Genomic DNA, 15,511 nt, shown 5'->3' with positions numbered 1-15,511 from the left:
GGGACGTGCCGATGGCCGGGCCGCAGGCGCCGCTAGGAACGGCCGGCGCCGACGAGCTCCCTGCGGGGCTCCTCCTCCGTCATGGACTCCTCGTCGTGACCCTCGACGGAGAGGTTGGGCAGGATCCGGTCCAGCCAGCGGGGGCACCACCAGTTGTAGCGGCCGAGCAGGACCATGGTGGCCGGGACCAGGAAGCCCCGGATGATCGTGGCGTCCACCGCGATGGCCACCGCCAGGCCGACACCGAAGATCTTGACCATCGGGTCCGGGTAGGCGATGAAGGCGACGAACACGGACACCATGATCAGCGCGGCGGAGGTGATGACCCGGCCGGTCGTGCCCAGCCCCTCGGCCACCGCCCTGCTGTTGTCACCGTGCTTGAGGTAGGACTGCCGCACGGCGGTCAGCAGGAACACCTCGTAGTCCATCGACAGGCCGAACAGCACCGCGAAGAGCATCAGCGGGATGTAGCTGTCGATCGGCACCGAGAAGAACAGCGTGCTCAGGTAGGAGTCGTCCACGCCGACCGGCGGGTCCATGCCGACCAGGCCGCTGCCCAGGCCGAGGGAGAAGACCAGCGAGAGCGCCCCGAAGGCGGCGCCGAGCGAGATCAGGTTCATCAGGGCGGCCTTGATCGCCACGATCGGCGAGCGGAACGCCAGGAGCAGCAGCAGCGCGCTGAGCAGCACCACGACGCCGACGACCAGCGGGGTGCGCTCGGCGATCGTGTCACCCGCGTCGGCCATGCCGGCCACCTTGCCGCCCACGTGCACGCTCGCCCCCTCGATCCGGAGCGCGCGCACGTCCTCGACCACGTCCAGGGCCCGGGGGTCGCTGGGCGCGTACTCGGGGACGGCCTGCAGCAGCACCGCGGTGCCCGCGGAGTTGAGCAGCGGGTCGCCGACGAAGCGCACGCCGTCGACGTCCCCGACCCCGTCCTTCAGCGCCTGGAGTACGGCGGGCTCGGGCTCGCGGTCGGTGACCTTCTCCTCCAGCTCGGCGACGACCACCAGCGGGCCGTTCATGCCCGGCCCGAACCCGGCCTCGATGAGCTCGTAGGCGCGGCGCGAGTCGGTGCCCCGGTCGCCGAAGCCGTCGTCGAGCGGGCCGAGCTTGAGCGCGAGGGCGGGCGCGGCCAGCGCGGCCAGGACCGCGACGCTCAGGGCGAGAACGCTCCAGGGGCGGCGGGCGACCCAGTTGCCCAGTCCGGCCCAGCCCGAGGAGCCGTCGTTCCCGCGCCTGCCCATGAACGGCAGGCGCAGCGCGTTCACCTTGTGCCCGAGCAGGCCGAGCAGCGCCGGGACGAGGGTGACCGAGGTGAGGACCGCGCAGATGACCGAGATGCCGGTGATCCAGCCGAGCGTGCGCAGCATCGGGAACCCGGCGAGCATGAGGGCGCTGAGCGCGATGACCACCGTGCCGCCGGCGAACACCACGGCCCCGCCCGAGCTGGCGGAGACCCTGCGGACCGCCTCGCGCACGGGCACGCCGTCGGCGAGCAGCTTGCGGTGCCTGCTGAGCAGGAAGAGCGCGTAGTCGATGCCGACGCCCAGACCGATCATCGTCGCCATGATGGAGGCCTGCTTGGGCACGTCCACGAGGTGGCCGAGCAGGCCGATCACGCCCAGGCCGGTCGCGATGCTGACCAGCGCCGCGAAGATCGGGATCATCGCGGCCACCAGCGTGCCGAAGGCGAACAGCAGCACCAGCATCGCGCAGACGACGCCGATGATCTCGCTGGCGCCCGTCTTGATCTCCTTGTCGGCCGGGGTCCCGGCGTTGGCGGGCACCGCTTCGACGCCCGCCGCGCGGACCGGCTCGGCGGCCGCGGAGATCGTCTTGGTCGTCTCGGCCAGCTTGGTGTTGTCGTGGCCCTCGAGCTTGACCGTGATCATGCCGATCTGCCGGTTGGCGGCCATGCCGCCCATCCGGTAGGGGCTCAGCACCTCGGCCACGTGCGGCAGCCGGCGGATGTCATCCATCGCCTGCTCCACGGCCTCTTCGCGGGCCTCGGTGGTCAGAAGGCCGTCACCGGAGTACAGGACGAGCTGGATCGTCCCGCCGGCGTCGTATCCCGGGCCGAATCCCTCGCTCATGAGGTCATGGGCGCGCTGCGCGTCGGTCCCGGGAATGGAGACGTTGTTGCTCACCGGCCCGGGGAAGAGCAGCGACCCCGCGGTCAGCCCCGCCGCCAGCAGGATCCACACCGACAGCACGATCACGCCGTGCCTTGCGCACCAACCGCCTATTCGCCCCAACAGGCCAGACATGGTGACCGCCCCTATTAAACTCGGTGACATACGTTTGTAACACCGTTCTGTACGGCCGTACAGAACGACGAGTAAAGCCTAGTACCCGTCATTCCGGGTCGATCGCGCTCCCCGTGGAAATGAGACGATGACCACACTTGAGCCCGGCTACGACACCAGGAGCCGGATCCTCGACGCCGCCCGTCAGCTGTTCGCCGAACGCGGTTACGCCGCCACGTCGCTGGCCGACATCGCCTCGGCGGTGGGCCTGACCAAGACGGCGGTCGCCTACCACTTCCACCCCAAGGACCGGCTGGCCGCCGAGCTGCTCGCCCCCGCGGCCCAGGACATCGTCGCTCTCATCGAGTCCGAGTTCGACGACGAGCACGCGTTCCTGGAGGCGCTGGTCACCTTCGTCGTCCGCCACCGGACGATCATCCGACTGATCATGGAGGACATCGGCGGCGCCGACAGCGCCCCGCCCGGCTCCCCCGGCGAGGTCATCCGCGCCTTCCGCGACTGCATCTACGCCCGGCTCGCCGGCCCGGACCCCGGCCCGGCCGGCCGGGTGCGCGCCTGGGCGGTGGTGGGCTCGCTGCAGTACGCCGTGGTCAAGACGAGCGACCTGCCCGAGGAGGTCGTCCGGGAGGCCCTGCTGACCGCCGCCTCGGCCGCCTACGGCTCCTCAGCCTGACCATCCGCCCGGGACCGGCGCGCGCCGGTGCCCGGCACCGCACCGGGACCCGGTCACGGGTAGGCGTCGCCGGACCCCTGCTCGGCGGAGTCCGTCGGGTCCGGCGAGGGGGTGGGGTCGCCCCCCGGCCCGGTCTGCGCCTTGACTCCGACCGTGATGACGACCGCGACCCCCTGGCGGGCGCACGAGCCGGCCGCCACGTTCTGCTGCAGCACCACCCCGTCCTTCGAGGCGTCGGCGACCAGACGCGCCCGCACCCGCACCCCGAAGCCCGCGGCGGCCAGCACGTCGCGCGCCTTCGCCTGGCTCAGGCCGACGACCGCGGGCACCTGCCCGCCCTTGCGGGAGACGACCAGCGCGACCGCGGTCCCCGCGGAGACGCGCTTCCCCCCCGCCGGAGTGCTGGAGAGCACCTGCCCCTTGGGCTGGTCCGAGCAACGGGCCGTCACCGTGCCCAGGGCCAGTCCCGCCTGCGTGAGCGCCGCCCCGGCCGCCTTCCTGCGCAGCCCGACCACCTGGGGCACCCGTACTCCCCCCGAGACCTCCAGACGGACCGTGCTCCCCTTGGGCGCCGTGCTCCCCGCCGCCGGCCAGGATCGCAGCACCCGCCCGACGGGCTCCCGGGAGTCGGCCTCGGTGACGGCCCCGGGGACCAGCCCGGCGCGCTTGATCGCGCGTGTCGCCGCGGAACGATCCAGTCCCACCAGCGCGGGCACCGCGATCCCGGCGGGAGGCGGGGCCGTGGTCTGCCCGCCGCCGGTGGGCCCGGCCGTGCGGGAGGGCGCCTCTCCCCGGGTCGGCTCCGAGGTGTCGGACCGGTCGTCGGCCACCGCGTCGTCGCTCGGCTGCGCACTGGGAGCGGTCTGCTGGGCGGTCGCCGCCGGCGGCCTGAACTGCTGCCCGTCCGTCTGCGGCCCGCGGTTCGCGCTCAGCGCCGGGACCAGCACCGCCACCAGCACGGCCGCGCTGACCAGCAGCGACCCCGACATCGCGACCGACGCCCTGGTGGCCGCCCGGCCCGGATGGGTCCTGACCACGGCGTGCTCGCCGGAGGCGCCCCACGAGGGGTCGTCGTACCCGTCGGCGTCGGCGCCCCCGGACGGGCCCGCGGGGCCCGTACGGCCGGGCGCGGAGGACCCGGGCCCCGGCGCCCCGGAGACCGGCGGGAACGCGGAGGAGCGGATGGAGACGAGCGACGACCTGAGCACGGCCGACCTCGCGTCGTCGTCGAGCAGCGCCAGCAGCAGTTCCTGGCCGGTGGGCCGTTCGCCGGGGTCCTTGTTCAGGCAGGCGGCGACCAGCGCGCCGAGCCAGCCGTCGAGGTGGCCCAGCTCCGGCGGGGCGGTGAGGATGCGGTGCAGGACGGCCGCGATCGAGTCCTGCCCGAAGGGGGCGTGGCCGTTGGCCGCGAAGCACATGGTCGCGCCCCAGGAGAAGACGTCGGCGGCCGGGCTGATCGCATCACCCTCCACCTGCTCGGGCGCCATGTAGGCCGGGGTGCCCACGCCGCGCCCGCTCTGGGTGGCCGCGGCGTCCAGCGCCCTGGCCAGGCCGAAGTCGATGACCCTGGGGCCGTCGGGGCCCAGCAGGACGTTCTGCGGCTTGAAGTCGCGGTGCACGATCCCGGCGCGGTGGATGGCGGCCAGCGCCGTCGCCGTGCCGATGGCCAGCCGCTCCAGCCCGCCCCCGGTCCGGGGGCCGCTGACGGCGACCTCGCGGTGCAGCGACGGGCCGTCGACGTACTCGCTGACGATGTAGGGGCGGTCGCCGTCCAGTCCCGCCTCGATCACCTGGGCGGTGCAGAACCGGGCCACCTGCTTGGCCAGCTCCACCTCGCGCAGGAACGTCTCCCGCTCCTCCACCACAGGATCGTGCAGCAGCTTGACCGCGTACGATTCCGGGCCGGCGGCCGGGCGCACGCCGAGGTACACCACCCCCTGACCGCCCTGACCGAGGCGGCCGACGATCTCGTACTCGCCGAGCCTTTCGGGATCCCCCGGTTTGAGCGGTTGTGCATAGGACAACGCGGGCCTCCCCTCGCCCCACCCCTCCACTCAAGAAGAGGTCTCGCGGCGCGTCAACGGGAACCAGATGCTTATATCCCAGACCGTGATACTTGCGTTATATCTGGATCAGTCAGACCGTACGGCCCGGCCGCTGTATCGCGCCTCCTTCTCACCACTCCTGATCACCTCGAACGCCACCCGATCCTCCCCTTGGGGGAACAGCACCAGAGTCCCCGGGTAGCACTCCTGTCCCGTGACCCGATCGAGACGGTAGGTGGTCGCGAGAGGCGGGCCCTCCTCCTTCACCGTGAGCCGTCCCGCGCAGTGCAGGTCGGCGCCCCAGCGCAGGACCGGCCCTCCGTCCGCCAGGCGGATCTCCACGGGGAAGACGCGTCCGGCGCTCGCGTGGTCGGCGACGCCCTTCCAGGTTCCCGTCAGCGGGGAAGCGCCGGACGCGGCCAGCAGGAACGCCGCCACCGCGACCACGACCGCGGCGGCCGTCACCGCCAGCACCCACCGCCACCGCCGCCGCCGGAGGATCCGCGGCACGGAGGCGAGCGCCGGGAGCTCCGCGACGAGGAACCTCAGCGCGGGCATCTCCGCCGTGGACCCGCGCTCCGCCGTCGCCCTGGTCACGGCCTCCTGGATCGCGGGCATCTCGGCGGTGGAGTCCCGCACCGCGGGCATCTCCGCCGTGGAGGCGGGGACCGCGGGCATCTCCGCCGTGGAGGCCGCGAGCACGGGGACCGGCCGGGAGACGGCCCGGCCGCCGTGGCCGTACAGCCGGCCCAGCACCTCCTCGGCCCCCGGGCGATCCTGCGGCTCCGCGGCCAGGCAGTCGATCACGATCTCCCGCAGCGGGCCGGCGAGCGGCCCCAGGTCGGGCGTGCCGTACAGGATCCTGGCGAGCACGGCGTGGTAGGAGTCGGCGGAGAAGGCGTGGCGGCCGGTGGCGGCGAAGGCGACCGTCAGCGCCCAGCTGAACATGTCGGCCGGGGGCCCGGCGGACTCGCCCTTGATCTGCTCGGGCGACATGTAGGCGGGGGTCCCGAAGGGGATCTTCCCGGTGGTGACGGCGGCGTCCATCATCCGGGAGATGCCGAAGTCGATCACTCTCGGGCCCTCCATGCCGAGCAGCACGTTGCCCGGCTTGAAGTCGCGGTGGACCACCCCGGCCCGATGGATGGCCGCCAGCGCGGTGGCGGTGCCGACCGCGATCCGGTCCAGCGAGCCGTCCGCCCGCGGCCCCTCGGCGGCGATGTGCTCCTGCAGCGAGACCCCGTCGACGTACTCGCTGACGATGTAGGGGCGGTCGCCGTCCAGGTCCGCGTCGAGCACCTGAGCTGTGCAGAAGGGGGCCACCCGCCGCACGGCCTCGATCTCGCCCATGAACCTGCGCCGGACCTTCTCGTCGTTCAGCAGCCGGGCGTGCAGCAGCTTGATGGCGACCGGCGGTCCCGTGGCGGGCCCGCCGGGTTCCGCGGACTGTGCGGGCTCGGCGAGGAAGACGACTCCCTGACCGCCGGCCCCGAGCCGTCCGACCAGCCGGTACGCGCCGACCCTCGGGGGGTCTTCCGGCTGGAGGGGAGCCGCTCGCGACATGAGACCCGACTATAACGTGATGAACCCGGCGTAGTCGTCGAGCACGGGGAGCACCCGGTCCGCCGGAGCGCTGGGCAGGCTCAGCACGACCTCCTCGATGCCGTTCTCCGCGTAGTAGGCGAGCTTCTCCCGACTCGGCAGCGTGCCGAACGGGATCACCTTCGCCATCGGGCGCTCCGCCTTCTCGCACGCCTCGCGCAGGGCCGGGAGCGCCGCCCGCACCCCCCTGCCGCCGATCGGCATCCAGCCGTCGGCGTACTCGGCGACGTGGGCGAAGAGCTTGGGCCCGGCCGCGCCGCCGACGTAGACCGGCGGCCCGGAGACCGGCTTGGGCCAGGACCAGGAGGGCTCGAAGCGCACGTGGCGCCCCTCGAAGCCCGCCTCCTCCCGGCTCCACAGCTCCTTCATCGCCAGCATGTGCTCGCGCGCGACGTCCCTGCGGGAGCCGTACGGCACGCCGTGGTCCTCGATCTCCTCCACGTTCCAGCCGAACCCGATGCCCAGCACCACCCGCCCGCCGGAGACGTGGTCGAGGGTGGCCACGGCCTTGGCGGTCACGATGGGCTCGCGCTGGGCGACGAGCATGATGCCGGTGCCCAGGGAGATCCGCCCGGTCACGGCGGCGGCGGCGGCCAGGGCCACCAGCGGGTCGAGCGTGCGCCGGTACTCCTCTGGAAGCGTGTCCTGGCCGCCGGCGGGGGGCGTGCGGCGCGAGACGGGGATGTGGGTGTGCTCGGGCAGGTAGAGGGAGGCGAACCCGCGCTCCTCGGCGGCCCTGGCCAGGTCGGCGACCGGCATCGCCGTGTCGGTGGCGAACATCGTGACACCCAGGCGCATGGCGGCCTCCGGTTCTCGTCCGTTCCGCCCCGCCGGACGGATCCTTGGTGAACCAAGCGATTGCTCGGTTATCATTCCTAGGGTAGCTTGCTGACGTCGCGGGAGACGAGGCCGAGACGCCGAGGACGAGACGACCGCGACGCACGGCCCCGGGCTGCCAGGGACACGGCGACCCTCACGGAAGGCGCTCATGGCGTTCACGGACTTAGGCGACGTACGGCTGTTCCACACCGACGACGGTGCGGGGGACACGACGCTGCTGCTCGTCCACGGCCTGGGGTCGGACTCCCACGAGTGGGTCCACCACATCCCGGCCCTGGCCGACAGGCACCGCGTGATCGCCGTCGACATGCGCGGGCACGGCTACTCCTCCGCCCCGGAGACCGGCAACACCCCCCGCGCGATGGCCGACGACCTCGCCCGCCTCTGCGCCCGGCTGGGGGTCGGCTCGTGCGTCGCCGTCGGCCACTCGATGGGCGGCCAGATCGTCTCCCACCTGGCGGTGGAGCATCCCTCGCTGGTCGAGGCGGTGGTCGCGGTCGATCCCGGGTACGGCTTCGCGGGCCCGGTGGCCGACGCCTTCCCCTCGATGATCGAGCGGATGCGCGAGGACACGCTGGCGATGTCCCTGGCCAACGACCGGTGGACCTCGAACCCGGCGACCCCGCCGTGGCTGCGCGAGTGGCACCGGCGGCGGATCCTCGCCACTCCCCCGCACGTGCTGCTGCAGGCGTTCGAGGCGATGTTCGGCGGGCAGGACGCGCTCGGCGTCCGCCACAACTCCGACGCCTACCTGTCCCGCAGGGCCTGCCCGGTGCTGGCCTTCTGGTTCGATCCGGCCCAGGCGGCGTGGGAGGCGGGTCTGCTCAAGGACCCCCGCTCCAAGGTCGTCGTCTGGGAGGGCAGCAGCCACCGGCTGCACGAGGAACGTCCCGGGGAGTTTCTCCTCGTCGTCACCAACTGGCTAAGGAGTCTGTCGTCGTGAAGTTCTCGATATTCCTCAACCCGCAGATTCCCGGCTCCGGATACTCCCAGGAGGACAACGCCGTCGCCAGGCGGCCGATCGGGCGTGACGTCGAGTCCTACCAGGCGCTGCTGCACGAGGTGCGCGAGATCGCGGTGCACGCCGACCAGATCGGCTTCGACGCGCTCATGATGACCGAGCACCACTTCCACTCCGAGGGCTTCGAGTTCTCGGTGAACCCGCTGATGTTCCTGACCGACCTGGCCGCCAGGACCGAGCGCATCCTGCTGGCGCCGCTGGGCATCGTGCTGCCTGCCTGGGACCCGATCCGCGCCGCCGAGGACGTGGCGCTGCTGGACCACTTCAGCAGGGGACGGCTCCGCCTGGGCGTGGCCCGCGGCTACCAGAACCGGTGGATGAACGTGCTGGGCCAGCGCTGGCACGCCGCCGCCGCCCGCTCCGACGGCTCGGCCTCCGACACCCGCAACTTCGATGTCTTCGGCGAGGTGCTGAAGATCATGAAGATGGCGTGGACCCAGGACACCCTGCGCTACAAGTCGGACGTGCTGGACTACGAGGTGCCCTCGCCGTACGAGGGGATCGAGGGCTGGCCGGCGCTGGAGTGGACGAAGAAGTTCGGCGCCCCCGGCGAGGTGGACGAGCAGGGCCGCATCCACGCCGTCTCCGTCGGGCCCAAGCCGTACCAGAACCCCTACCCGGAGCTGTGGCAGCCGTTCACCATCTCCGACCGCTCGGTGATCCGCGCCGCCCAGGAGGACATCCTGCCCTGGATGTTCACCCCGAACCCGGACGAGCACGCCGCCAAGGCCCGGCTCTACCAGGAGGAGTCGGCCAAGTGCGGCCGGAACTACAAGCTGGGCGAGCACACCGGCATCCTCAAGATCGTCGGCATGGCCGACACCCGTGAGGAGGCCATCGCCACCTACGGCAAGGGCATGCAGAAGGACTTCGCCGCCTTCTTCGGCCCGTTCGGCTATCTGGAGGTCCTGCGCAAGCAGGAGGACGACAAGCACAAGCCGATCAGCCCGGAGAAGGGCGACTTCAAGCGCATGAACGAGGTCGAGATGGCCCTGCTGGGCGGTCCCGACGACGTCAAGCGCGGCATCCAGCGCATGCTCGACCGCATGCCCGACCTGGAGTGGTTCGGCCTGTTCATGCAGGGCCAGCAGGGCGTGCTCCCGCTCGACACCGTCAAGCGCAACCTGGAGCTGTTCGCCACCAAGGTCATCCCCGAGTTCGCCGACTGACCCCGGAGGATCTGTGCAGTTCTGGCTAGGGGCGTCCTTCGTTCCGACCGACCAGTTCACGGAGCTGGCCAGGGTGGCGGAGCGGTGCGGCATCCACACGCTCACGTTGTCGGACCACATCTTCTACGCCGACTTCGACTCCCCCTACCCCTACTCCGACACCGGCGCCCCCCGCTGGAACGCCGACACGCACTGGCCGGACGTGTGGGTGACGATCGGCGCGATGGCGGCGGTCACCTCGACCCTGCGCTTCGCGCCCAACGTCTACATCGCCCCGGCCCGCGACCTGTTCACCGTCGCCAAGCAGGTCTCGACGGCCGCGGTCCTGTCCGGGGACCGGGTCACCTTCGGGGTCGGGGTCGGCTGGTGCAAGGAGGAGTTCCTCCAGACCGGCCAGGACTTCCACACCCGCGGCCGGAGGCTGGACGAGATGATCCCGGCGCTGCGGCGGCTGTGGGCCGGGGGCACGGTCGAGCACCACGGCACGCACTTCGACTTCGGCCCGCTGTCGATCTGCCCTGTGCCCGCCGCCCCCGTGCCGTTCTTCGTCGGCGGCGACAGCGAGGCGGCGCTGCGCCGCGCGGCCCGGCTGGGCGACGGCTGGATCGGCAACCGCATCTACACCGAGGAGCAGCTCGACGCGGTCCTCGCCGACCTGCGGCGCTATCTGCAGGAGTACGGCAGGCCGCAGGACGCCCTGGAGATCATCGCCCCGCTCGCCGTCATGCCCGACGCCGACACCTACCGCCGCTTCGCCGACAAGGGCGTCACCGGGACGATGGCCGCCCCCTGGTGGCTGGCCACGCCGCAGGAGAAGGAGCGGTACGGCAAGGCCACCCTGGCGCTCAAGACCGCCACCCTCGAACGCTTCGCCGAGGAGGTCATCGCGAAGCTCGACCGTTAGGGTGCGCCGCCCGTGTCCTGGCGGCCGGCGAGCCCCATCTCGGCCAGGGCCAGGTCCATGAAGGCGCCGATGGGCTCGGCGACGGCGCCGACCCTGTGCAGCGCGGCCATCCCGAGATAGACGCTGTAGCCCGCGACGGCGCGGCCCCGGGCGAGGCCGGGCTGCTGCCCGGCCTCCTCCAGCGACGCCGCCATGAACTCCAGCCGCCGCGTGCTCACCCGGCGGGCCGTCTCGGCGGCGAGCGGGTCGTCGGCCGCGCTGATCAGCTGGAAGGCGATCCTGGCGTCCACCGGGTCGCCGAAGGCCTGCTCCAGCAGCGTGCGCATGCGCAGGACCGGGTCGGGGATCTCCAGCAGCCCGGCGATGATCTCCTCGGTCCCGGCCTCCCAGCGGGCGAGCGCGGCCTCGACCAGCGCCCGGCGGTTGGCGAAGTGCCAGTAGAAGCTCCCCTTGGTGGCGCCGAGCCGTACCGCCACCGGCTCCACCGCGACGGCCGCCAGGCCGCCCTCGGCCAGCGCCTCCAGCGCCGCGCCCGCCCAGTCCTCCGCGCTCAACCGTCCCACCTGGTCAGTCTTCCATGCGCGGGCGTATGGCCGGGCCGATCGGCGACCCCTCCATACGCAGGCGTATAGTCAGACCATACGCAACCGTATGGAGGTGGCCCGTGGTCTACAACGTGCACGAACGCGTCGTCCCCGCGTCCCCCGAGCAGGTCTGGGAGCTGCTCATGAACATCGGCGGCCCGGGAGACCCGCTCTGGCCGCAGGAGAAGGGCCGCTTCCGCCTCCCCGAGGGCGTCCGGCCCGGCGCCCCCGTCGAGCACGACCCGATGCGCTACCGCGTCGGCGCCGTCGAACCCTGCCGCCGGCTCTGGTTCGACACCAAGGAGATGACCGGCGGACACGGGTTCACGCTCCACCCCGTCGAGGGCGGCACCCTCGTCCGGCACGAGATCAAGGGGCGCACCACGGGGCTGTTCCGGCTGCTGTGGCCGGTGCTGATCCGCCGGCAGCACGACGCCGTGCTGGAGCGGCTCCTGGACAACCTGGAACGGGAGGCCCGCCGCGTCGGCGCCGGCTGACGGGCCGCACCCGGGTGAGCCGATAGCCTGGCCGGGTGCTGGAAGAGATCACGGCGACCCGCTACGTCACGCCGCTGCGTGAGGGCGGGTCGCTGCCCGGGGTGATGGAGGCCGACGACCTCGGCACCTACGCCGTGAAGTTCCGGGGGGCCGGACAGGGCCCCCGGGTGCTGGTCGCCGAGGTCATCTGCGCCGAGCTGGCCAGGCGGCTCGGCCTGCGCACCCCCGAGCTGAAGGTGATCGACGTCGATCCGCAGCTCGGCGCCCGCGAGCCCGACGAGGAGATCCAGGACCTGCTCAAGGCCAGCGCCGGACGCAACCTCGCCGTCGACTTCCTGCCCGGCGCCCTGGGGTTCGAGCCGCTGGCCTGGCCGCCGGACCCGGTCTTCGCCTCCCGGCTGCTCTGGTTCGACGCGCTGATCCACAACGTCGACCGCAGCTGGCGCAACCCCAATCTGCTGCTCTGGCACGGCGACGTCTGGCTGATCGACCACGGCGCCGCGCTGTGGTTCCACCATAACTGGCGCACCGCCGACCCGCAGCGCGGCTTCGACGCGGGCGACCACGTCCTGGCGCCCTTCGCCACCGCGATGGAGGAGGCCGACGCCGAGCTGAGCGAGCGGATCACCCCCGGGCTCCTCGACGCGGTGGTGGCCGAGGTGCCGGACGAGTGGCTGGCCGACGAGCCGGGGTTCGACGACGCGCAGGCCGTACGGCGGGCCTACACCGAGCACCTGCTCGCCCGCGCGCACGGGCCGCGGGAGTGGCGGCCGGAGCCGGGAACGGGGACCCCCGCCCCGCGCGAGGACAAGAGGTCCGGCTCGGTCGGCGCGTTCTGGAAGGGCATCCGATGAAAGACGTCTACGAGTACGCCGTCATCCGGGTCATCCCCCGCGTCGAGCGGGGCGAGCTGATCAACGCGGGCATCCTGCTCTACTGCCAGCCGCGCGACTACCTGTGCGCCAAGGTGGAGCTGGACGAGGCGCGGCTGCGCGCGCTCGACGCCAACGTGGACCTCGACGGGGTACGGCACGCGCTCGGCGTCTATCCGATCTCCTGCGCCGGCGAGACGGGCCCCCTGTCCGCGGAGCCGCTCGGCAGCCGGTTCCGCTGGCTGACCGCGCCGCGCAGCACGATCGTGCAGGCCGGCCCGGTCCACGCCGGCCTCACCGACGCCCCCGATGCCGAGCTGGAACACCTGATGACCCGCCTGGTCAGGACGACCGCCTGACCCGCCAGTCCGTCCGCCCGCCCGGCCGGGGACGGGTCAGAAGAGCACCGACATGAAGGTGTCGATCTCTTTGAAGCCCGCCCTGCGGTAGGCGGCCCTGGCCGGGGTGTTGTAGTCGTTGACGTACAGCGAGACCACCGGCGCGAAGCAGTCGAGGGCGTGCTTGACCACCGCGGCCATCCCGGCCACCGCGTGGCCCTTCCCGCGGTGGCCGGGATGCACCCAGACCCCCTGGATCTGGCAGGCCAGCGGGGTGACGGCGCCGATCTCCGCCTTGAAGACGACCGTGCCGTCCTCGATCCTGGCGTAGGAACGGCCGATGCGGATCAGTTCGGCGACCCGTGAGCGGTACAGCGCGCCGCCGTCGCCCGCCTCCGGGGAGACGCCCACCTCCTCGGTGAACATCGCCACGCAGGCCGGCAGCAGGATCTCGAACTCCTCCGGCCGCACCCGCCGTACCAGCGGGTCGGCCGGCACCGGCGAGGGTGTCGAGGTGGCCATCAGCGGCTGCGCCCAGCGGATCGCCCGGGCCGGCCCCCAGGAGGGCTCCAGCCGCTCCCACAGCAGCTCGACCGCGCCCGCGGGCCCGACGATCGACGAGCAGCGGCGCCCCTGCCTGCGCGCCCGGTCGGCGAAGGCGTGAACGGCCTCGGGGCCGGCGTTCACCGGGACCAGGTTGGCCCCCGCGTAACACAGAGAGATCAGACCGCCACGCGGGCCGAATCCCCACATCTGACCGCCGAGCCGGGCCGGATTGAGCCCGACCGAACGGACCCTGGAGGCGACGAAGACGTTGACGACGGGGTCGGCGTCGAGAAGCGCCAGAACCTCGTCACGATCGTTGTCGTCGAGCACGCGCGACGCCGTTGTACGCAGCATCACCCGCCCAGCCTACGCGACCCCCTCGATTTTGGCAGGAACCCACGCATGACCGGCTTGACGTGCCATCTCGGACGGCGGCCGTCAGCGGCTCTGCCCGGCCGCCTGCGGCACGGGGACGGCCCGCTGCTCCGGCTGCGGTTCCGGAGTCGCCGCGCAGCGCGCGTCGGCGCCGGAGTCTCCCGCGGCACGCGGCAGCGTGCCGTCCCTGAGGTAGGCGGCCAGGATCCGGTCGGCGCACTGGTTGCCGACGAAGGAGACGCCGTGGTTGCCACCGGGATCGACCACCAGCCGGGAGCGAGAGAAGATCCTGCGCAGCTCCAGCGCCCCGGAGTAGGGGGTGGCCGCGTCGCGCCGGGACTGCAGGAGCAGGATCGGCGGGAGCCTCTTGTCGTCCCGGATCCGCACCGGGGAGCCGGCCGGTCCCGGCCAGAACACGCACGGCGCGTTGTACCAGGCGTTCGACCAGGCGAGGAAGGGCCGGTTGGCGTGGATCGCCGCCGTGTCGGCCCGCCACCGGGTCCACTGGCGCGGCCAGGCCGCGTCGCTGCACTGCACCGCCAGATAGACGGCGTAGCCGTTCTCGCTCTCGGCGTCGCCGGCGGCGTACCGGCGGTGCACGGCCAGCAGGGGCGCGGTGTCGCCCCGCCGCACGTAGGCGGACAGCGCCTTGGCCAGCTCCGGCCAGACCATGTCGGAGTAGCCGCCGACGGTGTAGATGTCGTCGAACTCGCTCGGGCCGATCACGCCGCCCGCCGGGCGGGTGCGCAGCCGTTCGCGGGTGGAGTACCAGGCGAAGGAGACGGCCTTGCGGGTCTGGCCCAGCCGGTAGGCGCCGTTGTGGCGGGCCACCCACCGCAGGAAGTCCTGGTGCCGCCGGTCGAAGGCGACGTTCTGGTTGAGGTTGGCGGTGTACCAGACGCGGCGGGGGTCGACCACGCTGTCCAGCACCAGCCGCTTGACCCGGCCGGGGAAGAGCGTCGCGTAGACCGCGCCGAGATAGGTCCCGTAGGAGTAGCCCAGATAGCTGATCTCGGGCTCGCCCAGCGCCCGCCTGATCGCGTCCATGTCCCGGGCGGAGTTCTCGGTGGTCATGTGGGGCAGCACCCAGCTCCACCGCATCTCGCACGCCTCGGCGTACTGGCGGGCCCGGCTCAGGAGCTCCGTCTCCTCCCGCGTGCTCCTGGGCACGTTGTCCGGCCGCGGGGCCGCGTAGTGCTTGCGCGGGTCCATGCACCGCAGCGCGGGCTCACTGCGGCCCACCCCGCGCGGGTCGAAGCCGATCACGTCGTACCGGTCGGCCAGGCCCGGAGGCAGCGCCGCCGCGACCCGCCTGGCCAGGCTCCGCCCGGAGGCCCCGGGACCGCCGGGGTTGACCAGCAGGACACCCAGGTGGTCGCGGTCCCGGGAGGCCCGGCCCTTGATGCGGTTCAGGGCGATGGAGATCGTCTGGTACGGCTCGCGGTAGTCGAGCGGCACCCGGAGCGTCGCGCACTCCACCCCCGGGTCCGCGGGCTCCCGGGCGCCCGTCCCGTCGCACGGCCCCCAGGTCAGCCTCCCTGCCCCCGGGTGAACCTGCGCGGCCGCCTGTGGCGGCGCTCCGACGGTGACGGCAAGCATGACGGCGACGCCGGTGACCCCCACGACCCTCTTCACTGGGTCTCTCCCCTCGCTGGTGCCAGAGGAGATGGTCCCTCGGAAGTCGTCGCGGGGACGGGTCATCCGGGCAGACGATTACCATTATGTAGTCAATCGATTGCTACGTGTAATCATCCCGGGCCCGGCGCAGACCGCCG

General features: G+C 72.5%; 14 protein-coding genes. 7 read left to right on the top strand and 7 right to left on the bottom strand.

Features of this window, described 5'->3' with window-relative positions; genetic code table 11:
• Positions 1–32 precede the first annotated feature (32 nt).
• Positions 33–2,222, bottom strand: coding sequence for an MMPL family transporter (locus Psi01_RS36370; protein ID WP_239128287.1), 2,190 nt, complete (start codon positions 2,220–2,222; stop codon positions 33–35).
• A 175-nt stretch (positions 2,223–2,397) separates the two neighbouring features.
• On the opposite strand from Psi01_RS36370, the gene Psi01_RS36365 reads away from it, so the two are divergent.
• The gene (locus tag Psi01_RS36365) at positions 2,398–2,943 is read left to right on the top strand and encodes a TetR/AcrR family transcriptional regulator (protein ID WP_204068708.1); all 546 of its coding nucleotides are present in this window, start codon (positions 2,398–2,400) and stop codon (positions 2,941–2,943) included.
• A gap of 53 nt (positions 2,944–2,996) precedes the next feature.
• On the opposite strand, the gene Psi01_RS36360 is transcribed toward Psi01_RS36365, so the two are convergent.
• From Psi01_RS36360 to Psi01_RS36350, 3 genes are all read right to left on the bottom strand, one after another.
• Positions 2,997–4,967: a protein kinase domain-containing protein gene (locus tag Psi01_RS36360; protein ID WP_204068707.1), complete on the bottom strand. Its 1,971-nt coding sequence runs from the start codon at positions 4,965–4,967 to the stop codon at positions 2,997–2,999.
• Between the two features lie 108 nt (positions 4,968–5,075).
• On the bottom strand, positions 5,076–6,551 hold the full coding sequence (locus Psi01_RS36355; RefSeq protein ID WP_204068706.1) for a serine/threonine-protein kinase: 1,476 nt from the start codon (positions 6,549–6,551) through the stop codon (positions 5,076–5,078).
• A 9-nt stretch (positions 6,552–6,560) separates the two neighbouring features.
• Positions 6,561–7,388, bottom strand: coding sequence for a TIGR03619 family F420-dependent LLM class oxidoreductase (locus Psi01_RS36350; protein ID WP_204068705.1), 828 nt, complete (start codon positions 7,386–7,388; stop codon positions 6,561–6,563).
• Positions 7,389–7,578: 190 nt separating this feature from the next.
• Here Psi01_RS36350 and Psi01_RS36345 point away from each other — a divergent pair, with 190 nt between their 5' ends.
• The 3 genes from Psi01_RS36345 to Psi01_RS36335 are packed head-to-tail and all read left to right on the top strand — an operon-like array spanning position 7,579 to position 10,524.
• On the top strand, positions 7,579–8,373 hold the full coding sequence (locus tag Psi01_RS36345; protein ID WP_204068704.1) for an alpha/beta fold hydrolase: 795 nt from the start codon (positions 7,579–7,581) through the stop codon (positions 8,371–8,373).
• Positions 8,370–9,620: an LLM class flavin-dependent oxidoreductase gene (locus Psi01_RS36340; RefSeq protein ID WP_204068703.1), complete on the top strand. Its 1,251-nt coding sequence runs from the start codon at positions 8,370–8,372 to the stop codon at positions 9,618–9,620. Before Psi01_RS36345 ends, Psi01_RS36340 begins: the two co-directional genes overlap by 4 nt.
• Positions 9,621–9,633: 13 nt before the next feature.
• On the top strand, positions 9,634–10,524 hold the full coding sequence (locus Psi01_RS36335) for a TIGR03619 family F420-dependent LLM class oxidoreductase (RefSeq protein WP_204068702.1): 891 nt from the start codon (positions 9,634–9,636) through the stop codon (positions 10,522–10,524).
• On the opposite strand, the gene Psi01_RS36330 is transcribed toward Psi01_RS36335, so the two are convergent.
• A complete protein-coding gene (locus Psi01_RS36330; RefSeq protein WP_373872537.1) occupies positions 10,521–11,087 on the bottom strand; it encodes a TetR/AcrR family transcriptional regulator in 567 nt (188 codons plus the stop codon). The genes Psi01_RS36335 and Psi01_RS36330 overlap by 4 nt on opposite strands.
• Positions 11,088–11,188: 101 nt before the next feature.
• Between Psi01_RS36330 and Psi01_RS36325 the strand changes: the two genes are divergently transcribed.
• From Psi01_RS36325 to Psi01_RS36315, 3 genes are read left to right on the top strand one after another with little or no spacing between them, the layout of a single operon-like run.
• Positions 11,189–11,605 carry an SRPBCC family protein gene (locus tag Psi01_RS36325; RefSeq protein WP_204068700.1) on the top strand — a complete coding sequence of 139 codons (417 nt, stop codon included), beginning with the start codon at positions 11,189–11,191 and terminating at the stop codon, positions 11,603–11,605.
• A 35-nt stretch (positions 11,606–11,640) separates the two neighbouring features.
• Positions 11,641–12,459: a HipA family kinase gene (locus tag Psi01_RS36320; protein WP_204068699.1), complete on the top strand. Its 819-nt coding sequence runs from the start codon at positions 11,641–11,643 to the stop codon at positions 12,457–12,459.
• Complete coding sequence (locus Psi01_RS36315; protein WP_204068698.1) at positions 12,456–12,836, top strand: DUF3037 domain-containing protein; 381 nt, start codon at positions 12,456–12,458, stop codon at positions 12,834–12,836. The genes Psi01_RS36320 and Psi01_RS36315 overlap by 4 nt, the downstream gene beginning before the upstream one ends.
• A gap of 36 nt (positions 12,837–12,872) precedes the next feature.
• Here the strand turns inward: Psi01_RS36315 and Psi01_RS36310 are convergent, their stop codons facing one another.
• Together Psi01_RS36310 and Psi01_RS36305 are read right to left on the bottom strand one after the other, a co-directional pair.
• On the bottom strand, positions 12,873–13,715 hold the full coding sequence (locus tag Psi01_RS36310) for a GNAT family N-acetyltransferase (protein WP_204068735.1): 843 nt from the start codon (positions 13,713–13,715) through the stop codon (positions 12,873–12,875).
• 84 nt (positions 13,716–13,799) lie between these two features.
• Positions 13,800–15,371 (bottom strand): alpha/beta hydrolase, encoded by a 1,572-nt coding sequence (locus Psi01_RS36305; RefSeq protein WP_204068697.1) that lies wholly within the window; start codon positions 15,369–15,371, stop codon positions 13,800–13,802.
• Between the last annotated feature and the right edge of the window lie 140 nt (positions 15,372–15,511).

Origin of the sequence: Paraplanobispora siamensis (genome assembly GCF_016863175.1) — a bacterium.
Taxonomy (GTDB): Bacteria; Actinomycetota; Actinomycetes; order Streptosporangiales; family Streptosporangiaceae; genus Planobispora; species Planobispora siamensis.
Note: the sequence above shows the minus strand (reverse complement) of the source record. Positions and strands in the feature narration are given on the sequence as shown.